We start from the raw sequence: 19,404 nt of genomic DNA, 5'->3' as shown, positions 1-19,404 counted from the left end.
GTCGCTGGAGATGATCAACGAACGGCTTCGCGAAATGGGCGTTCAGCTTCACCTGTCCGAGGTAAAGGGCCCGGTGATGGATCGCCTGAAAGAGCAGCATTTCCTCAAAGACCTCACCGGTCAGGTTTTTCTGTCTCAATATGAAGCCACGCAGAAGATCGCTCTCATGGCGCGGGCGCAGGACGACACAGGTGCCGAGGCAGATCCCAAGGACGAGGGTGTGACTCCTCCCTAGTGAGAACTCATGGCGAAGCGCAATTTCTGCCGTTCCAACATATCAGGGCGATGATGCTCCTTCCATTAGCTTTGTGCGGAACACTTCGGCAGGGGTTTGATACCCCAGACATTTACGAGGCGTTGCGTTGAGGCGGTCGCAAATCGACCTCAAATATCGATTTGTGAACGACGTAGGATCGGACTTGCGGGGCAGGTAGCGGCGGAGACGGTTGTTGGTGTTCTCGACCGTACCTTTTTGCCAAGGAGATTGCGGATCGCAGAACCACGGATCCGCGCCAAGACCGTCTTTCATATGCTGCCAGGCGCTGAACTCTGTGCCGCGATCAAAGGTGATCGATTGTCGGGCATGGGATGGCAAAGAAGACAGGCCATCAATCAGGCCTTCCATGACAGGTTTGGACTGCCGATCAGTATTCTTTAGTACGACCGCAAACCGGCTGACACGCTCGACCAGCGAGGTCACGTTGGCCTTGCCAAACTCCTTGCGGAACATGACGAGATCGCACTCCCAATGACCGAACTCGCTGCGTTCACCAATGGTCTCAGGACGGTGCTTTATGGCCAAAGCCTCCAGAAACTGGCTTCCATGCTGCTTACGCATCCCTCGCGGCCTGCGATTGCGCCGATGGCGGGGCAGATGCTGATAGAACTTCTCAGCACGGCCATCCTTGGAGTAGGCATAGCGATAGATTGTCTCGTGGCTCACCCGCATCGGATGACGCTCAAGACGCATCCGTCCCGCGATCTGTTCGGGCGACCATCCCGCTTCAAAACCGCTCCGCACAGCCGCCATAATTTTGGGATATCGGATCAGCTTGCGATGGATGACACGGCGGTCTTCGTATTTGTCCTGAGCGCAGAGCGCGTGATAGCCATTCAGCTCTGGCTGGTCATCAAAGCGCACCGAGTTGCGCTTGATCTCGCGATAGATCGTTGAGGGGTCGCGGCCCAAGCGATCGGCAATCTCAGAAACCGGCGTCTTCGCATATCGCCAGTTGGCAATCTTGCGGCGTTCATCCAAGCTCAGGTGAGGGTAACAGCAGCCCATAATTTAACTCCATGCAATTCAGTACCTTGGTACAAAATTTGCACTTCGTTTGTGAATCCACCTCGGTTGATGCTAAACACTTATAATCAGTATTATGTAATTATTATATATGCTGCGAATTGCCGAAGACGCGAGACGTCACTGATATATTCCCTTTTTGATCAATGCCTTCCACTGAGCCTTTCAACGCGAATTCCGGCCTCTTGCAGAGATGTGCGCACGGATTTCGCAATCTCCAATGCGGTTGGTGTGTCGCCATGCAGGCAGATCGTGTCGATATGGGTGGCGATACGTTTGCCGCTTTCGGTGATGATCGCGCCGGCCTTTACCATCTCGACCATACGCGGACCTGCGATTGCCGGATCATGGATCACCGCCCCCGGCTGAGACCGGTCCACCAGCGTGGCATCGTCGTTGTAAGCGCGATCGGCAAATATCTCTCCGGCCCAGGAGCAGCCAAGCTCACGCACTGCCTGTTCCTGTGCGGTGCCGGCCAGAACCATGATGATCGTATCAGGCACGACCGACAGCGCGGCCTCGTAGCAGACGCGCGCCATATGCAGGTTTTCCGAGGTCATGTTGGCCATTGCGCCATGCAGCTTCACATGGCGCAGCTCGGAGCCCAAAGCGCGGGCCATTCCGGCGGATGCCGCCACCTGGTAGCGCACGAGATTGGCCAGGCTGGCATCCGGCAGCGTGATGCGACGGCGGCCAAACCCTTGCAAATCCCGAAAACCCGGATGCGATCCGATGCCAACGCCCTTGTCCCGCGCCAGCGCCATGGTGGAAGCCATGACATCGGGATCACCGGCATGAAACCCGCAGGCGATGTTTGCCGATGTGATGACATCCAGCAATCCGCCGTCATTGCCCATAACCCATGGGCCAAAGCTTTCGCCCATATCTGCGTTGAGATCTACGGATAGAGTCATGATGGTTCCTCCTCGTGAATATTGCCTGAGGTAACGCCGCTAATCAATTGAAATTCTGAAAGATTAGCTATTGTAGAAGGATCTCGCACCAAAGGCTGTATGCGTTTGGGCAAGGCGTGAATCTCGGCCATGTCGCGGCGGTGGATCTCGACCGCCTCCTCGACCGGCACGAAGCGGAAACGGATCTGCGCGCCAACCCCGGCCTGGGCGACGCGCGCCAGATCCGTGGGCAGGACCGTGGCGATCCGGGGATAGCCGCCGGTGGTCTGGCTTTCGGCGATCAGAACAAACGGAGTGCCGTCGCCCGTGACCTGAATATCGCCCGGAACAATGATTTCAGACAGCACCACAAGCCCGCCTTCAACCAGAAAGCCCTGACCCTTGGACGTCATTTTGACGCCCATGCGATTGCCGCGCGCATCCCGGGTAAACTGAGTGTTTTCAAAGCGATCCAGCGTGTTCCGTGGGAAATACGCGGTTTGCAAGCTGGGGGTTACGCGGACCTCTCCACCGTCAAACCGAGAGGTCACGGCCAGCGTCATTCCTGTGTGCGTGCCCCTGTCCGCACCGATGGCGATCTGGGCACCCTGCCCCAGCGCCCCTCCCAATCCAGCCGCCAGATGGGCAGATTGCGCACCCAGACGCATGGGTTCAGCCACGCCGCCACCCAGATGAAGATACCCGTAGCTGCCCTTGATGACCGACCCAAGGGTCAAGCGCGCACCGGCTTGCAAAAGATGTGACGCATTCCACGTCAGCCGGGTGCCGTCGATATCCGCTTTCATCGGCGCACCGGTCAGGGCGATGCGCATATCCTCGGTCGCCTCGAATACGCCGCCCATGCCGCTCATCTCGATGGCCGCGTGCTCTGGGCTCTGGCCCAGCAAGGCCGCCCCCTCGAAGATCGCCATGCGGTCGGCTGCACCTCCGCGTGACAGGCCGAAAGCCAGAGTGCCAGAGCGTCCCAAATCCTGAATGCTTACGCCCGGACCCACAGAATGGCAGATCAGCTTGCGCCTCATCCGAGCGCCTCGCTCACAACGCCGCCAAGCGGGTCATTTTTCATGATAATGTCGTATTCCGAGCGTGTTATGGGATGAAATTCAACCTCATCACCCGGGCGCAGAAGGAAAGGTTCATCGCTATCGGGCCGGAACAGGCGCACAGTCGTCTGGCCCAGATGACGCCAGCCGGTCGGCGTCGAGACCGAAAAAATCACCAATTGCCGGATGGCAACAACCAAGGCACCGACCGCGACCCTTGGTGTGAGATCCTGCTGCCGCGGAATATCCCAGGCCTTGGGCAGGACACCCAGATAAGGCTGACCGGGAGCAAATCCGATGGTCTGAACCCGCACGCGGGTCTGTGTGATCGACCGTGTGGCGTCCTCGACGCTGAGACCGGCGGCCTGTGCGGCCTCGTCCAGTTGAGGGGCAAGATCGGTGCCGAACACCGTGGGAATTCGAAACAACCGCCGCCCCGAAGGCAGATCGGCCGCATACCAATCCGTGCTGGCCAGAAAGGCCGTCAGATGCGCGTTCAAAGCGGCATGGCTCAGATGCAGCGGATCAAAGCGCAGGAAGGTCGACACCAGTGAGGTCGAGGTCTCTTCCACACCATCCCAGCTTTCACGATCCACCGCGGCCCGAAACGCAAGTGCCGCGCGATTGGCAGGCTCGCTCAGGACATCGCCAAAGCTGACCAGCACGCCATCGATGCCAATGGTGCGGATCTGGGGCCAGATGGGGTCAAGCGCGCTCATGCAGATGTCTTAGCAGGATTGGCGTGAGATGCATGGGTATTTGACGATACTCGATGATTGTCCGCTATGGTTCGGCCACATGTCGGGACAATGCAATCACAAACAGCATGTCACTGTCTTGGCCAGCGACATGCGACAGCGCATTGTGCCCCTGCCCCGATATTCCCCTCAGCCGGTCCACAAGCCCGTTGCACGCTCCGGCTGGGTTGGTTGAAGAGCGGCACGTTGCCGGAACCACCCGGCGGGGTTCATGCTGACTGCGATGCGCAAGATTCAGCCAGTTTGCAGCATTTTGCATAATGTTCCATGGAAATGACACAATCAGACGGTGACTCGCATTCTGTGCATTCAACGCGGGCTGGACAGGATAAGCTTGGCCAGTCTAACAAGACATGCAAGCGAGGATGGCTATTCAATGACGTCGGTTCTAGTTCTCAACGGCCCAAACCTGAACCTGTTAGGCACGCGACAGCCCGAGGTCTACGGGGCCACCACCCTGCCGGAAATCGAAAACATGTGCGAACTCCATGCGGCACTCTGGGGCTGGCATGTGACCTGCCTGCAATCCAACCATGAGGGTATCCTGATTGATGCGCTGCACGATGCGCGCGGTGTGCATGACGGTGTTATCCTGAATGCCGGAGCCTATACGCATACGTCGATCGCGTTGATGGATGCGATCTCGTCCGTGGAACTTCCTGTGGTCGAGGTGCATCTGAGCGACATTCATGCGCGCGAGCCGTTCCGTCATCTTTCCTACATCGAAAAGGTTGCCATCGCCCAGATTTGCGGGCGCGGCCCGCAGGGGTATCTGGATGGGCTGGACAGGCTCAGGGCGCATCTGGAGGGGGATACGGCATGAGGTTGCGACCCTACCTGCATTACGTCTCAAACACCAAGTCGCTTGAAGAGCTGTGGTCGGCACATTGCGAAAAGATGGCCGAATACGGGTTTGACCGCCTGCTTTATGGCTTTACGCGCTACCGCACGGATACCTCACTTGGAGATCCCGAGGATTTCACGATCCTGACCAATCATGATCCCGAGTACACATCCGTGTTTCTGGGCGAAGGTCTGTATTTTCACGCGCCGATGACCCGCTGGGCCCTGGCCAATGAAGGCGCGGGCAGCTGGCGACTGGTCGGGGAGATGTTCGACTGCCGTGAGCTGACCCCGCACGAGCAAAAAGTGGTCGCGTTCAATCTGAAAATGAAGGTGACGGCGGGCTATACGATCAGCTTCAAATCGGTCTCGGCCCGCTCGAAGGGGGCGATCGCCCTGACGGCAAAACCGGGCATGAGCCAGGACGCGGTCGATGCTATCTGGCAAGAGCACGGGCGCGACATTCACCTGATGAACAATGTCGCCCATCTCAAGATCCTGACCCTGCCCTATAGTGGGCCCAATCGCGCCCTCACCCCGCGCCAGCTTGAAGCACTGGAATGGGTCGGAGATGGCAAGACTACGCAGGACATCGCGATGTTGATGGGCCTCACGACGGCAACGGTGGAAAAACATCTGCGCCTGGCGCGCGAGGCGCTGTCGGTTGAGACCACGGCGCAGGCAGTGCTGAAGGCGGCGATGGTCAACCAGATGTTCGTTCTGGAAGCCTGAAGCCCCCCTGAAACACCTGTGACAAGACGATAGGTCGAATTCTACGGCACCAAGGTGACGCAGGGTAAGGAATACATGACTTTCTTGATCATGGCTAAACGCGCAGTCTGATCCTGTTCCCTGAGTGGTGGCATTTGCCAGAGGGACATACGAAGCGAACCCTTGTGATTTCAAGGCTCTGCGTTTCGTCCGGCCTACCGGAAGCCGGCACGATCGTGTATTTTTCCACTGTCGTGTCGGATCTGACAGACCTGACCATCCCCAAAATGAAGGGTCGTCAGTGAAGGGGTCGCGTGGCGGCGTGACCCCTTCACCTTACCTCGGGGGCATAGCAAGTAGACGCGATTGCGACCCGGTGCCAAGGCCCAGCCTTTGACATGAAAACGGCGCACCCGAAGGCGCGCCGCAAATCATGTTACCGGATCGGTTGCAGCTTAGCCCTGAACGGCCTTGGCCACTTCGGCGGCAAAGTCTTCTTTCTCGACCACGATGCCTTCGCCCACTTCCAGGCGCACGAAACCTGTGATCGTGGCACCGACCTCTTTGGCCGCGGCACTGACCGTCAGGTCAGGGTTCACGACGAATTGCTGGCTCAGCAGAGTCGATTCCGCTACGAATTTCTTCATCCGACCTTCGATCATCTTTTCGATCACCGCCTCGGGCTTGCCGGATTCGCGGGCGATATCCATCTGGACCTGCTTTTCCTTCTCGACAACGGCCGGGTCCATGTCCGGCTCGGAGAGGGCGGCAGGGTTGACGGCTGCGATATGCATCGCGACCTGCTTGCCGAATGCCTCGTCGCCGCCATCCATGGCAACCAGAACACCGATTTTGCCCATGCCGTTGGTGGCCGCGTTATGCACATAGGTCACCACTGTCTGACCCGACAGTTTGGCCATGCGACGCAGGGACATGTTTTCGCCGATGGTTGCGATTTTCGATGTGATCAGATCTTCGACGGACTTGCCGCCCAGATCCATGGCCTTGAGCGCTTCGACGTCGTCCGCACCGGCGGCCGCATAGGCGATCTTGCCAACCATTTCCTGGAATTCGGCGTTCTTGGCGACAAAGTCGGTTTCCGAGTTCACCTCGACCGCGACACCGGTGTTGCCATCCACATGGACGGCGACCAGACCTTCGGCGGCTGTGCGGCCGGATTTCTTGGCCGCTTTGGCCAGACCCTTTGTGCGCAGCCAGTCAACGGCTTCGTCCATGTTGCCATTGGTTTCGGTCAGCGCTTTTTTCGCGTCCATCATGCCTGCGCCAGTCGAATCGCGCAGTTCTTTCACCATTGCTGCTGTGATTGCCATATCTTGGCTCTCCTCAAATCTGTCAGGGTTTGGGGCAGGTTTTTGCCTGCCCCATATGTCAAGTCAGTGACACTGGCGCGTCAGCTTTCCGCAGGTGCCTCTTCGGCAGCGGCAGGAGCTTCTTCGATCAGGGTCTCTTCGAGAGGCGCTTCTTCCATCGCGCCCATGTCGACACCTGCGGCACCGAGCTGTGCGCTCATCCCGTCAAGCGCTGCACGGGCTGCCAGATCGCAGTACAGCGAAATGGCACGGGCCGCGTCGTCATTGCCGGGGATGATATAGTCGATGCCATCGGGCGAGCAGTTGGTATCGACGACCGCCACAACCGGGATGCCCAGCTTGTTGGCTTCAGCAATCGCGAGCGCTTCTTTCTTGACGTCGATGACGAAGAGAAGATCGGGCACACCGCCCATTTCACGGATACCGCCAAGGGAGGCTTGCAGTTTGCCCTGATCGCGCTCCATGCCCAGACGCTCTTTCTTGGTGAGGCCTTCGGCCCCTTCGACCATCGCTTCGTCGATCTGCTTGAGACGCGCGATCGAATTCGACACGGTCTGCCAGTTGGTCAGCGTGCCGCCCAGCCAGCGGTGGTTCATGTAGTATTGCGCACTTTTCTCGGCCGCCTCGGCGACGGGTTGTGCGGCCTGACGCTTGGTGCCCACGAAAAGAACCCGGCCACCTTTGGCCACGGTTTCGCGGATCACGTTCAGAGCAGCGTCCAGCATCGGGACGGTCTGTGTCAGGTCAAGAATATGGATGCCATTGCGCGCGCCATAGATGAACGGGCCCATGCGGGGGTTCCAGCGTTGCGTTTGGTGGCCGAAGTGAACGCCAGCTTCAAGCAGCTGACGCATTGTGAACTCAGGAAGAGCCATGCGTTTTTACCTTTCCGGTTTCATGCCTCGGCGGGGGTTTCGACGCGGATGCGCCAACCGGCGGACCTTTGGGGATGTCTCCCCCATTGGCCCAAACCCCGCCTGCGGGTTTCGTGACTGCGCCTATAGGGGACGATTGCAGGGAGCGCAAGCCCTGAGCCCGTGCCTGTGTCGACGCCGGGATCGGGTATTTGCAACCAGAAAGAAGCCGCGGTCCGATCTGCGGGGCTTCATCCAAGCGCCAGGCTGTGGGCTGTGCGGATTGCGGCCTCGAGATGGGCGGCAAGCTCCTTGCGACTGGTGAAATCGGCCACGCGGACGGGGGACAGGTAATGCACCTCGACCGCGCCCTGTCTGGGGGCCGCGAGGGTCTTGAGCAGGTGGGGGCCGAACTCCATCTCGCCCCACCAGCCGTAAAACCGCGCGGGCTGTCCCTTCGGGGCGCGAAACACCAGCGCCACGGGCTGGATATGCATGTGATCGCGCAGATGATCCGAGAAGAAGGCGGCAAACAGCGTGGTCTTGAACGGCAAAACGCGCAGCCCGTCGGTCGAGGTGCCTTCGGGAAAGAACAGCAGCTTGTGACCGGCCATCAGCCGCGCCTCGAAGAGAGCGGTCTGTTCGCGCGCGCGCCTGGGGTTGCGTTCGATGAAGACCGTGCCCGTCGCGTGCGCCAGCCAGCCAATGCCCGGCCAGTTGGCGACTTCGGATTTGGAGACGAAATAGATGCGCTTGCGTGCATTGAGCGCAAAGATATCAAGCCAGGACGTGTGATTGGCAACCACTGCGCCACGCGCGCTCATGAGCGATCCGTGGGTGGAAAAGCCCATGCGCAGGATCACGAAGGCGCCGCGGCACACGAATTGGGTGATATAGGGCGTGATGGGCCGGTGCAGGCCAAAGAGCGGGCGCTCGATCAGGCGCACCACGAGCAGCAGCGCAAGGCATCCAAACACCAGCGTGGCCAGCAGCACGCCGCGCAGCACAACCCGCACCCAACCCATCGCGCCGATATGGATGGGATCGGGCGCGGTCTCGCTTTCCCAGGTTTGGCTCATGTGGCCTCGCGGGTATAGAGCTTGCGCTGGCGGTCATTGAGGCGCTGGGTGTCCAGGACCAGGCAGACATCGGTGGTGTTGAAGGCGTGGTCGATCCAGGCCCCCTGCCCCACGAAACCGCCCAGGCGCAGATAGGCCTTGATCAGCGAGGGCACCTGGACCATGGCCGCGCGGCGGTCGATCTGGTCCGCGGGCAGAAGATCCATCGGATGGGCATGATCGGGTTGCGCGACAGGACGCAGGTTCTCTGGTGCCAGATGCTGGTGATGCAGGAGCGAGAGCGGCTGGGCAAGCTGCGAGGGATCGGTGCCATGGAAGCTGGCCACGCCAAAAAGCACCTCGATGGCATTTTCGGCGACGTAATCGGCAAGCCCTGTCCACAGATGGTACATGGCCGTGCCGCCACGATAGTCCCGGTGCAGGCAGGAGCGCCCCAGTTCCAGAAGGCGGCGGCCGCTTTGGCGCAGGGATGTCAGGTCATATTCATCTTCGGAATAGAACTGCCCGGCCCGTTCGGCCTGGGCTTCTCCCAGAAGGCGATAGACGCCGATGACCTGCCCCGACACGGTATCCTTGGCGATAAGGTGATCGACAAAGGGGTCGAAGCGATCCCGTTCGAGGCCCGCGTCATGATCGACCATGTCTCCGCTGCCGCCAAGTTCGCGCACGAAGACCTCATAGCGCAGCGCCTGAGCCGCGCGCAGTTCCGCGGCTGTCTCGGCAAGCTTGACGGTAAAACGCGGAAGTGGATCGGACATGAAACGCAATAGACCTTGCACAGGACAGATGCCCCGGCAGCATGGGCATGAAGGCTGATACCGCAAAGATCAGGTTGAGGGCAACCGACTGCGGCGGGCGTTAATGAATCGTAAACCTTGATCAGGCATCAAAGACGGGGACCAGCGTGATGCGGTTGCCATCAATCACCACTTTGCCCTGATCGGGAAAATTCACCGTGATGCGACCGCCGATGTTGGATTGTACCTGCCCCACGCCCCAATCGGGCTGACCAGGATGACGTACCTGCATGCCAGGCGTAAAAATTGCATTGAGATCGCTCATTTCGCCCCTAGATTGTATTTATATTCAGACTTGCAACTCAGGATGATCATGGATCACAAAACCCAGTCCCTTTCGTCTCTCATAGGTTCACGCATCTGTCACGACCTGATCAGCCCGATTGGCGCAATTGTTAACGGGTTGGAACTTTTGGAAATGGCAGGACAGGCACCGGGCCCGGAACTGGCCCTGATCGGTGATAGCGCCGAGAACGCGGGCGCGCGCATCCGGTTTTTTCGGATCGCCTTTGGCGTGGCCGGAGAGGAGATAATGCCCGAGCGCGAGATCCTGAAGATTCTGGGCGATCTGCAAAAAGGCGGACGGGTTCGCATCGATTGGGAGGTTTCAGGGGATGTGGCGCGCACAGAGGTGCGGATGGCCTTTCTTGCGCTGCAATGTCTGGAAACCGCACTGGCTTATGGGGGACACATCACCGTTGTGCGCGCGGGCGCGGGCTGGGAGCTGCGCGGCTGCGCGGAGCGGTTGCAGCTGGACGGCGAGCTTTGGTCAGATCTGACACGCGATATGCGCAGGGCCCGGATCACGCCGGCTTTGGTGCAGTTTGCCCTGTTGCCCGATATCGTCCGGGAAGGCGGCACCTGCCTGCAGGTCGAGACGACGGAGACATCCGTTGCGATTCGGTTCTAGCTGCGTGTCGCGCCCTGGGCAGTTACGAGGTATTTGAAACTGGTCAGCTGCGCTGCACCGACAGGGCCGCGTGCATGCATCTTGCCCGTGGCGATGCCGATCTCGGCCCCCATGCCGAATTCACCGCCATCGGCAAACTGGGTGGAGGCATTATGCATCAGGATCGCGCTATCGAGACGCTGGAAGAACCGGTCCCGGGCATCGAGGTTTTCGGTCAGGATGCAATCGGTGTGATTTGAGCCGAAGCGGCGGATATGCTCGATAGCCGCGTCGATGTCAGCCACCGGGCGCGCAGCGATGATCATGTCGAGATACTCGCGCCCCCAATCCTCGTCCGTGGCCGGGGTGGTGCCGTCGATCTGCTGCAGCCGGCCTTCTGCACGCACTTGGACACCTGCATCGATCAGGGCACGGATGACGTCCTGGCCGATCGTATCGACGATCTGGTCGTGAATGAGCAGGCATTCGGCGGCACCGCAAATGCCGGTGCGGCGGGTCTTGGCATTCAGCACGACCTTGAGGGCCTTTTCGGGATCTGCATCCTTGTCGATGTAGATATGCACGATGCCTTCGAGATGGGCAAAGACCGGCACACGGGCTTCGCGCTGGACCAGACCGACAAGGCCCTTGCCGCCGCGTGGCACGATGACGTCGATCGTGTCGGTCATGGTCAGCATCTCGGAGACCGCGGCCCTGTCGCGGGTGGGCACAAGCTGGATCGCATCCTCGGGCAGATGCGCGGCCTTGAGACCTTCGACAAGGCAGGCGTGGATCGCGCGCGAGGAGTGGAAGCTTTCCGATCCCCCCCGCAGGATGACCGCATTGCCGGCCTTGAGGCAGAGCGCGCCGGCATCTGCGGTCACATTGGGGCGGCTTTCATAGATCACGCCGATTACGCCAAGAGGTGTGCGGACCCTTTTGATATGCAGGCCATTGGGCCGGTCCCATTCGGCGATGACCTCGCCGACCGGGTCTGGTTGCGCCGCGACAGCGCGCAGGCCTTCGGTCACAGCCTGAATGCGCGCCTCATCCAGCATGAGACGATCCATCATGGCAGGCGACAGGCCTTTTTCGGCCCCATAGGCCAGATCTTTCGAATTGGCTTCGATGATCCCGGCGCGGGCCTCCCAGACGGCATCTGCCGCCGCGATGAGAGCCGCGTGTTTGCGATCGGAGGTGGCAAAGGCAAGGGCATGGGAGGCTTCGCGCGCGCGCGCGCCGATCTCGGCCATCATGGCGGGGATGTTGTCGAGGTCTTTCATCATGTTCGTCCTTGGCGCGGGTGTCGGGGCCGGTTCGGGGTATTTGTGACCAGAAAGAAGGAGAGCTCAGAGTGCCATATCATCCCGGTGGATCAAAGCGGCGCGTCCCGGGTAGCCGAGAATCGCCTCGATTTCAGCGGATTGGCGGCCTTTGATGGCGTGCGCCTCTTGTGCTGTATAGCGTGACAGGCCCTGGCCCAAGGTGTGGTTCTCTGCGTCCTTGATCGCCACCGCATCGCCGCGACCGAAGGTGCCGGAGACGGCGTGAACACCGGCTGGCAGCAGGGACTTTCCGGATTTGAGCGCACGGGCGGCCCCTGAATCAACGGTGATTTCGCCGGTGGGTTTCATGGCGGCGATCCAGCGTTTGCGCGCTGCCTGCGGGTCGATCTGGGGGGTGAACCATGTGGCAGGCGCACCATTTTCCAGCGATTTCAGGGGGTTGTTGCGCGAACCTTCCGTAATGGCCATTGCGCATCCGGCGGCCACGGCGGTTTTTGCGGCCATCAGTTTGGTTTTCATCCCGCCCTTGGAGAGCCCCGAGCCTGCGTCGCCCGCCATGTCTTCGATCTCGGAGGTGATCTCGTCGATGACGTCAAAGCGCGTGGCGGTCGGATCCTGTCCGGGGTTGGCGGAATAGAACCCATCCACATCCGACAACAGGATCAGCTGATCCGCGCCAATGGTGACGGCCACCTGTGCTGCGAGGCGATCATTGTCGCCATAACGGATTTCATCGGTGGCGACCGTGTCATTCTCGTTGACGATCGGTATGGCACCTAGGGAGAGCAAGGTCTCCATGGTGGCGCGTTGGTTGAGATAGCGGCGCCGGTCGCGGCTGTCCTCAAGCGTGACCAGAATCTGGGCTGTCAGCAGGTTGTGGGGGGCAAGGGCCTCTTCATAGGCGCGGGCAAGCCGGATCTGCCCGACGGCAGCGGCGGCCTGGGATTGTTCCAGTGCCAATTCGCTGCGCCCGAGGCCCAGCACCCCGCGCCCGAGCGCGATGGACCCGGAGGAAACGAGGATCACATCCGCGCCACGTGCCTTGATCTCGGCCACATCCTCGGCCAGCGCATGAAGCCAGTCCTGCTTGAGATCGCCGGTGGTGCGGTCAACGAGAAGCGCCGAACCGATCTTGACCACCAGGCGTCTGGCATCGATCAGGGCCGCCATGGTTCAGGCTCATCCCCGGCCGTCTGCCGCAACCGGTCTTCCTTGATTTCAGCACGCAGGGCGCGCAGCACCCCGTCGACGCCTTCCCTGGATACGCCCGACATCATCATGACCGGGCCGCCGCAGGCTTGTTCCAGTTCGGCCTTGGCCTCGGCCCGTTCCTCATCATCCAATGCGTCTATCTTGTTGAGTGCGGTGATCCGGGGCTTGTCGGCCAGGTGACCGCCATAGGCCTCGAGTTCGGCGATGATGGTGCGATAATCCTCGGCAATGGTGTCGGAGGTGCCATCCACCAGATGCAGCAGGACCGAGCAGCGTTCGACATGGCCCAGAAAGCGCACGCCCAGACCGACGCCCTCATGGGCCCCTGCGATCAGGCCCGGGATATCGGCGATCACGAATTCCGCATTGTCGATGCCGACAACGCCCAGATTGGGATGCAGCGTGGTGAACGGATAGTCCGCGATCTTGGGGCGCGCGTTGGACGTGGCCGCCAGAAAGGTCGATTTGCCGGCATTGGGCAGACCCAGAAGCCCGGCATCCGCAATCAGCTTGAGGCGCAACCACAGCGTGCGTTCAACGCCGGGCTGGCCGGGATTGGCGCGGCGCGGCGCCTGGTTGGTGGCGGATTTGAAATGCAGGTTGCCAAAGCCGCCATTGCCGCCACGCGCCAGTTCGACCTCGTCTCCCACATGGGCGAGATCGGCGAGCACGGTTTCCTGGTCCTCGTCCAGGATCTCGGTGCCTGCGGGGACGTAGAGGATGATATCGGCCCCGTCCTTGCCGGTGCGTTGCTTGCCCATACCGGGCTGGCCGCTTTTGGCAAAGAAATGTTGCTGATAGCGAAAATCGATCAGGGTGTTGAGCCCATCAACGGCTATGGCTTTGACAGAACCGCCTTTGCCGCCATCGCCACCATCCGGGCCACCGTATTCGATGAATTTTTCGCGCCGGAAGCTGACGCATCCGGAACCGCCGCCGCCAGAGCGGATGTAGACCTTGGCGAGATCAAGAAATTTCATGCCCCCTCCTAGCGGGTCGCCGCGCGGCTCACAATCAGAGTTTGCGGCTATAGGTCCAGGTTGGCACAGACGCGTCACGGGCGACGCAGAAGCTTTGGGCATCCCCGAGATAGCGAAAGCCGCAGTGCGTCAGCACGCGGGCCGAAGCGGGATTGTCCTGAAAGACGCTGCCGAACATGGTTTCGTTGTTGAACGGATTGGCCAGCACCAGCGCCTCGAGCGCCTCGGAGGCGAGCCCGGTGTTCCAATAGACCGGGGCGACCCAATAGCCGACTTCGGACTGATTGCGATCCATGCGCTGAAGCGAGATGAGGCCCATCAGTTCACCACCACCGGATTTGGTCGCGTCCATTGCCCAGACATCCTCGTCCCGGCTTTCGGCCATGGCGCGCTGCACGAAGGCCTCGGTCATGCCGGGCGGGACCGGGTGTGGAATGGATGTGGTCATGCGGGCGACGCGTTCGTCGCTGGCAAACAGCTCGATCAGGCCCTGGTCGGACCGTCTGAGTGGCCGCAGGTCGAAGCGTTCGGTCTCGATAGTGGGTTGATCCACGATCTGGTCCAGTTTCATTGTGCTATCCCTCCTCCGATAAGCACGTAGAGAACGGAGGCGGCAGTCAGCGCCGCCAGCGTCCACATCAGGTATTGTTCCGCAGGCCGTCCCGCAACAACCAAGGCAATGCGATCACCCGCAAGTGTCCAGATTGGATGAAGGATCAGCTGGCAGATCAACAATACCCCAGCAATGGTTGCAGTCGCATGAAGCGTTGGCGTGCCTGCAGCGACAAACCCCGTGAAGGCCGCAACGATCATGGCCCGGGCCTTGGGATTGAGCGGGTGAACGATCAGGCCGGCAACGAACCCCGGTGCCAGTGCGCCCCGGTCGTCTTCGCCCAGACGCAGGTTCGCGATACGCCATGCCAGCCACAGAATGTATCCGGCCGAGAGCCATTTGAGGGCACCAAAGACAGCCGGATAGGACGTGGCCAGTTCCATCAGGCCAAAACCGATGGGCCAGATGATCAGCTGTTTTCCCAGAGCCACGCCCGCCACAAACGGCAGGGCCGCGCGAAAGCCAAAGCGCGCACCGGTGGCCATCAGCGCCATGTTGGCGGGGCCCGGTGTGCCGACCTGGCTGGCGGCGAACACGAACAGACTGGTGGTGGCGACGCTCATCACCGCGCGCCCCCAAGGCATGTGTTCTGGCTGGCCACGCCGGCGGGATCAATCGCGATGACTGTCCGCAATCCTTGGGGCCGGGTGATGAAGCTCTGGATCATGACCTGTCTCAACAACGAAAAAGGGGATCAGCCTGTGCCGATCCCCCAAAATTTCAAAACCTTTTTGGTTCGGCTTACTCTGCGGCCTCCGCCGCCGGGAGGACCGAAATGAAGGTGCGGTTTTTCAGACCCTTGTGGAAGGTCACAGCGCCATCGACGGTTGCAAAGATCGTATGATCCTTGCCCATACCAACACCCTCGCCCGGCCAGAACTTGGTTCCGCGCTGACGCACGATGATGTTGCCGGGGATTGCGGCCTGGCCACCATAGAGTTTCACGCCAAGGCGGCGACCCGCTGAGTCGCGACCGTTTCTGGATGAGCCGCCTGCTTTTTTATGTGCCATTGGTGTCTCTCCTTAGCCTTTTGCGAGTTCTTTGGCCTGTTCGATCCAGCCTTCACGCTCGATCCGGCCTTTGAACGACAGTTTCTCGTCGAATGCTGCGACGTCCTCTTCGCTCCACGCTGCGATCTGAGCAAAGGTTGTCACGCCACCTTCAATCAGTTTCTTTGCAAGCGCAGGGCCGACGCCCGACAGTTTCGTAAGATCATCTGCACCGGCAGGCGCTGCGGCCTTGGGTGCGGCTTCTTTCTTGGGTGCGGCTTTCTTGGCCGGTGCCGCAGCAGCAACGGCTGTTGCACTGACCGACCCTGCACCAATCGCGGCTTTCACGCCGGTCTTGTCGGCACCGCTTGCCAGGATCTCGGTGATTTTCACCAGCGTCAGTTTCTGACGGTGACCCTTGGTGCGCTTGGACGAGTGCTTACGGCGGCGACGCACGAAGTGGATGAGTTTCTCACCCTTGATCTGGTCGATCACTTCGGCCTGCACACCGGCACCGGCAACCATGGGCGCGCCCACGACGGTTGTTTCTCCGCCCAGCATCAGAATGTCGTTGAATTGAATTGTCTCACCAGCGTCTGCAGCAAGTTTCTCGACGCGCAGCGTATCGCCCGCCTGAACCTTGTACTGCTTGCCGCCTGTCTTCATGACCGCGAACATGGGGTCTTCCTTTTGGTTTCCGCGTCCTGTGGTCCCCGTTTCCGGGCGTTTTGGCCGAAGCCACCGCGAACAGCGCGCTCTGATCAGAGCGGTATGAATATAGAATCCCGGCAAGGTGCAAGCCGAGCCGGGACGCTGGCTTATCGACGCAAAGTGCTGATGTGTCAACAGGCAGCGTGTGGAAACTTGCGCGCCATGTCGCGCTAGAGATCACTGCCCGCCATCGCCGCAGACGCCGCCAGCCCCAGACGATAGGACACATCGCGATACATCCGCTCGAACCCTTCGAACAGGGCGGCGTTCAGCTCTCTGCCCCCTTCGGTTTCGGAAAAGGCGATATAGGCCTCAAGCACCTCATCCGAAAGCGGCTGATAGGCCAACAGAAGGAAGGCAAAGATCCAGGATTCGGTTTCTTCGCGCACTTCGGGCTCCTGACCATAGACGTCAGACAGAATGTCTTCTTCGCTCATCACGAAGGCACCGCCATCCACCAGCCCGCGAAAGAACTGGTAATTCGAGCTGAGCGCACCTGCCACGTTGCGTTCGATCAGATCATTGGCGGCGACAAAGCGGTCGATCTGATCAAGGCGGGCGCTGCCTACCTCGCGCAGTTCTTCATAGGCTGCGCGCGCCACCTCTTCGACATCCGGGTCGGCCATCGCGCTGCGCGCTGCGTTTTCGAAGGTCAGTATGGATTGGCCACGGTCTGTATCAAAAAACGCCTGTGTCTCGTCTCGGGCCTCGGATGACATCTCCTCGCCCAATGCGCTCTGCAGGGCAGCATGCATGGTGTCAGTGTCATAAAGGCGCTGCACAGTCATGTCCCAGAGCTGTCCACCGCCCGAGGGAAACATTTCGCGCTCGATGCTTTGGGCATAGCTGAGCCCTTCATCGTGAATGATCCCGATGACCTCTTCCAGCCTGAGCACCTTGGCCAGTTCCGCCGCACTCGGGGCCGCCGCCACAGGAAGCGCCAGGGTCAGGCCAAGCGTCACAAACGCCGCAAAGCTGCGCAGGTTCATAGCTCTTGCCCCGGTTGAAGATCCTTCATCCGCGCCGCTAGGACTTCGAAACGGTTGGCCATGATCTCATATTGAACGGCATTCATCAGCACATAGACTTCCTGCATCATCGGATGCTCCAGCGCCTCGGCATAGGCGACAAGATCGTCATCCGGGATGGTGAGATAGGTGGTGGCGGCGCTGGCCAGGCTTGATTCCTGCAGCGCAATGCGCAGGCGCGCCTCGTCGCGTTGCAAAATCGCGCGCAGCTCGTCCGGATCCACACGCAGCTCAAGCACCCCTGCCCCGGCAGCGGCGATCAGAAAGCGGAACTGGATCTCCTGAAACGCCCGTACGCCAGCGCTTCCGCTATTCACGGCCGCGTTCATGCGTTTGAGAATCTCGAGACGAGGGTTGGCGTCCTGCACCCATTGGGCGACAAGATCGCGCCCCTCGTCACGCTTGGCATCATCATCTTCGCGCAGATGCGAGGCGTTTTCGACTTCGACCAGCCGCTGCCCCAGATCGCTGGCATAAAAGTCGGCGGCATGAACCAGAAGATCATCGCTGAGGGTCTGCTCAAGGATTTCCAGCGCCATGTCGTGCATCAAGGGCACATCGAACACGTCCTCGCTGAGCCGCGTCCATTCAGAGCCGAAAATGCCCGGATCAACGCCCAGCATCTCTGGCGCGGCACCGGCAGAAAGCTTGATACTTTCCAATGCGACGTCAAACCCGGTGACTTCAAGGAAAGCCTCGAGCCGATCCCGGTCAGCGGCACGCAGGGGCGCAAGGCTTATCATGAGGACGGCACAGCCCAAAAGCAGGGCCTGCAGGGGCCGCAAGGCGGCTTGGGAAAGATGGGTATATGTCATGAGGGGAAAGTGACGGCTTTTGCCCCGCCAGACAATGAAATTCACGACAATGTCATTCTGGGCGAAAACTGGCCTTGCCAGCCTGCACCCAAGCGATTACACGCACATGCCAGACCCCCGCGGAGAGGTGCCGGAGTGGTCGAACGGGGCGGTCTCGAAAACCGTTGTGGGTGCAAGCCTACCCAGGGTTCGAATCCCTGTCTCTCCGCCAGACACCTTTCCCAGTGTCTTTCATGCCTAATAAAATCAATAACTTACGAGAAGCCGCGTTGCCAGCGGGCGTCATGTGTTGCCACTGATTGCGTCTTTAGGGTGGGATTTTGGGTGGGAGTGGTTTAATCAGGGCGCGCCGGGGCCTGCGACAACAGGCACACCGGCACTTGATCACGAATCCGATGGAGCCGGACACATGACCCTGAACATCCCATTATCACCTGTCTTTAACTTATGCATCCGCGAGGTGCAGCAATGAGACAGACAACCCTACACCGCTTGAACGCCAAGGCCGCAAAGAGCCTGGGCGATGGATGGCACGCTGATGGCGGCGGGCTTTATCTTCGCGTCAAGGGCAACACCCGAAGCTGGGTCTTCCGCTGGACCGAGGGCGCAAAGAAGCGTGAAAAGGCCATTGGCCCAGCCGCATCCGTTGCCCTGGCTACGGCCCGTCAGCGCGCCGCTGAAGCCCGTGAAGCACTGGCCGAGGGCAACACCCCTGTCGTGCGCAAGAAAGCCGCTGAGCCTGCACCAAAGGTCAGTCGCACACCAACTCTCGGAGAGGCTGCACGCGACTACATCGGGGCGCGGCGCGCCACCTGGTCGAACAAGAAGCACGCGATGCAGTGGCAGGCCAGCCTCGATCTGCACGCCGCCGATCTGCTCAAGATGCCGATTGACCAGATCACGTCCTCAGACGTGGCCGATACACTGTCGCCGATCTGGTTGACCAAAATCGAAACCGCGTCCCGTGTTCGCCAGCGCATAGAGCGGATACTTGGCGCGTGCATTGCCCGTGGCGAACGCCCCGGCCCGAACCCCGCCGCCTTACGGGATAACCTTGATGTGATCCTGCCCGATCAGAAGCGAGTGCGGAAAGTGAAAGGTCACGCCGCCATCCCGTGGCAAGACGCACCCGCCGCCTTTGCCGCGATCTGGGCCAGGCGTCACACTGGCATCGGATATTCCGGCCTCATCACCTGTGCCCTGACGGCCTTGCGATCAGGCGAGATCAGGCACCTGCAATGGGATGA

General features: G+C 60.3%; 22 protein-coding genes, 1 tRNA gene and 1 pseudogene. 6 read left to right on the top strand and 18 right to left on the bottom strand.

Annotation, left to right across the window (positions count from 1 at the left end; all coding sequences use genetic code 11):
* Positions 1-235, top strand: a pseudogene (locus tag WAO69_RS09005) (hypothetical protein); the annotation flags it as partial.
* 42 nt (positions 236-277) lie between these two features.
* Here WAO69_RS09005 and WAO69_RS09000 read toward each other — a convergent pair.
* The 4 genes from WAO69_RS09000 to WAO69_RS08985 form a co-directional block, all read right to left on the bottom strand.
* Positions 278-1,285, bottom strand: a complete 1,008-nt coding sequence (locus WAO69_RS09000) for an IS30 family transposase (RefSeq protein ID WP_422178203.1) — start codon at positions 1,283-1,285, stop codon at positions 278-280.
* Positions 1,286-1,446: 161 nt separating this feature from the next.
* Positions 1,447-2,217, bottom strand: coding sequence for a LamB/YcsF family protein (locus WAO69_RS08995; protein ID WP_422178201.1), 771 nt, complete (start codon positions 2,215-2,217; stop codon positions 1,447-1,449).
* The gene (locus WAO69_RS08990; RefSeq protein WP_422178199.1) at positions 2,214-3,239 is read right to left on the bottom strand and encodes a biotin-dependent carboxyltransferase family protein; all 1,026 of its coding nucleotides are present in this window, start codon (positions 3,237-3,239) and stop codon (positions 2,214-2,216) included. The genes WAO69_RS08995 and WAO69_RS08990 overlap by 4 nt, the downstream gene beginning before the upstream one ends.
* Positions 3,236-3,979, bottom strand: a complete 744-nt coding sequence (locus tag WAO69_RS08985) for a 5-oxoprolinase subunit B family protein (RefSeq protein ID WP_422178197.1) — start codon at positions 3,977-3,979, stop codon at positions 3,236-3,238. The genes WAO69_RS08990 and WAO69_RS08985 overlap by 4 nt, the downstream gene beginning before the upstream one ends.
* A 415-nt stretch (positions 3,980-4,394) precedes the next feature.
* On the opposite strand from WAO69_RS08985, the gene aroQ reads away from it, so the two are divergent.
* Both aroQ and WAO69_RS08975 read left to right on the top strand, forming a co-directional pair.
* Positions 4,395-4,841: a type II 3-dehydroquinate dehydratase gene (aroQ, locus tag WAO69_RS08980; RefSeq protein WP_422178195.1), complete on the top strand. Its 447-nt coding sequence runs from the start codon at positions 4,395-4,397 to the stop codon at positions 4,839-4,841.
* Entirely contained in the window at positions 4,838-5,593 is a 756-nt protein-coding gene (locus WAO69_RS08975; RefSeq protein ID WP_422178193.1) for a helix-turn-helix transcriptional regulator, read from the top strand. The genes aroQ and WAO69_RS08975 overlap by 4 nt, the downstream gene beginning before the upstream one ends.
* Positions 5,594-6,027: 434 nt before the next feature.
* On the opposite strand, the gene tsf is transcribed toward WAO69_RS08975, so the two are convergent.
* The 5 genes from tsf to WAO69_RS08950 all read right to left on the bottom strand — a co-directional run bounded on the left by tsf (position 6,028) and on the right by WAO69_RS08950 (position 9,898).
* Positions 6,028-6,903, bottom strand: coding sequence for a translation elongation factor Ts (gene tsf, locus WAO69_RS08970; protein ID WP_422178191.1), 876 nt, complete (start codon positions 6,901-6,903; stop codon positions 6,028-6,030).
* Positions 6,904-6,983: 80 nt separating this feature from the next.
* Positions 6,984-7,778 (bottom strand): 30S ribosomal protein S2, encoded by a 795-nt coding sequence (gene rpsB, locus WAO69_RS08965; protein WP_422178189.1) that lies wholly within the window; start codon positions 7,776-7,778, stop codon positions 6,984-6,986.
* Positions 7,779-8,008: 230 nt separating this feature from the next.
* The gene (locus tag WAO69_RS08960) at positions 8,009-8,836 is read right to left on the bottom strand and encodes a lysophospholipid acyltransferase family protein (RefSeq protein WP_422178187.1); all 828 of its coding nucleotides are present in this window, start codon (positions 8,834-8,836) and stop codon (positions 8,009-8,011) included.
* The gene (locus tag WAO69_RS08955; protein ID WP_422178185.1) at positions 8,833-9,594 is read right to left on the bottom strand and encodes a GNAT family N-acetyltransferase; all 762 of its coding nucleotides are present in this window, start codon (positions 9,592-9,594) and stop codon (positions 8,833-8,835) included. Before WAO69_RS08955 ends, WAO69_RS08960 begins: the two co-directional genes overlap by 4 nt.
* A gap of 121 nt (positions 9,595-9,715) precedes the next feature.
* Entirely contained in the window at positions 9,716-9,898 is a 183-nt protein-coding gene (locus WAO69_RS08950) for a DUF3553 domain-containing protein (RefSeq protein WP_422178183.1), read from the bottom strand.
* Positions 9,899-9,946: 48 nt separating this feature from the next.
* Between WAO69_RS08950 and WAO69_RS08945 the strand changes: the two genes are divergently transcribed.
* Positions 9,947-10,543 (top strand): histidine phosphotransferase family protein, encoded by a 597-nt coding sequence (locus WAO69_RS08945; protein ID WP_422178181.1) that lies wholly within the window; start codon positions 9,947-9,949, stop codon positions 10,541-10,543.
* Here WAO69_RS08945 and WAO69_RS08940 read toward each other — a convergent pair.
* The 9 genes from WAO69_RS08940 to WAO69_RS08900 form a co-directional block, all read right to left on the bottom strand.
* The gene (locus WAO69_RS08940; protein WP_422178179.1) at positions 10,540-11,805 is read right to left on the bottom strand and encodes a glutamate-5-semialdehyde dehydrogenase; all 1,266 of its coding nucleotides are present in this window, start codon (positions 11,803-11,805) and stop codon (positions 10,540-10,542) included. The two genes, WAO69_RS08945 and WAO69_RS08940, sit on opposite strands and share 4 nt — an antisense overlap.
* A 66-nt stretch (positions 11,806-11,871) precedes the next feature.
* Positions 11,872-12,978, bottom strand: coding sequence for a glutamate 5-kinase (proB, locus tag WAO69_RS08935; RefSeq protein WP_422178177.1), 1,107 nt, complete (start codon positions 12,976-12,978; stop codon positions 11,872-11,874).
* Positions 12,966-14,000, bottom strand: coding sequence for a GTPase ObgE (obgE, locus tag WAO69_RS08930; RefSeq protein WP_422178175.1), 1,035 nt, complete (start codon positions 13,998-14,000; stop codon positions 12,966-12,968). The genes proB and obgE overlap by 13 nt, the downstream gene beginning before the upstream one ends.
* 34 nt (positions 14,001-14,034) lie before the next feature.
* Entirely contained in the window at positions 14,035-14,571 is a 537-nt protein-coding gene (locus tag WAO69_RS08925) for a GNAT family N-acetyltransferase (RefSeq protein ID WP_422178173.1), read from the bottom strand.
* Positions 14,568-15,176, bottom strand: coding sequence for a LysE family translocator (locus WAO69_RS08920; RefSeq protein ID WP_422178171.1), 609 nt, complete (start codon positions 15,174-15,176; stop codon positions 14,568-14,570). Before WAO69_RS08920 ends, WAO69_RS08925 begins: the two co-directional genes overlap by 4 nt.
* A gap of 178 nt (positions 15,177-15,354) precedes the next feature.
* The gene (gene rpmA / locus WAO69_RS08915) at positions 15,355-15,624 is read right to left on the bottom strand and encodes a 50S ribosomal protein L27 (RefSeq protein WP_295314907.1); all 270 of its coding nucleotides are present in this window, start codon (positions 15,622-15,624) and stop codon (positions 15,355-15,357) included.
* 12 nt (positions 15,625-15,636) lie between these two features.
* Positions 15,637-16,281, bottom strand: a complete 645-nt coding sequence (locus WAO69_RS08910) for a 50S ribosomal protein L21 (RefSeq protein ID WP_422178168.1) — start codon at positions 16,279-16,281, stop codon at positions 15,637-15,639.
* A gap of 203 nt (positions 16,282-16,484) precedes the next feature.
* The gene (locus WAO69_RS08905; protein WP_422178166.1) at positions 16,485-17,303 is read right to left on the bottom strand and encodes a hypothetical protein; all 819 of its coding nucleotides are present in this window, start codon (positions 17,301-17,303) and stop codon (positions 16,485-16,487) included.
* Entirely contained in the window at positions 17,300-18,157 is an 858-nt protein-coding gene (locus WAO69_RS08900) for a DUF2059 domain-containing protein (RefSeq protein ID WP_422178164.1), read from the bottom strand. The genes WAO69_RS08905 and WAO69_RS08900 overlap by 4 nt, the downstream gene beginning before the upstream one ends.
* Positions 18,158-18,278: 121 nt before the next feature.
* On the opposite strand from WAO69_RS08900, the gene WAO69_RS08895 reads away from it, so the two are divergent.
* Positions 18,279-18,368: transfer RNA gene (locus WAO69_RS08895), tRNA-Ser, on the top strand.
* Between the two features lie 257 nt (positions 18,369-18,625).
* Positions 18,626-19,404: tyrosine-type recombinase/integrase (locus tag WAO69_RS08890; RefSeq protein ID WP_422178162.1), on the top strand; the 779-nt coding region annotated here is incomplete at its 3' end.

Origin of the sequence: Aestuariivita sp., from assembly GCF_049276915.1 — a bacterium.
Taxonomy (GTDB): Bacteria; Pseudomonadota; Alphaproteobacteria; order Rhodobacterales; family Rhodobacteraceae; genus Aestuariivita.
This window is presented reverse-complemented; position numbering and strand designations above follow the sequence as displayed.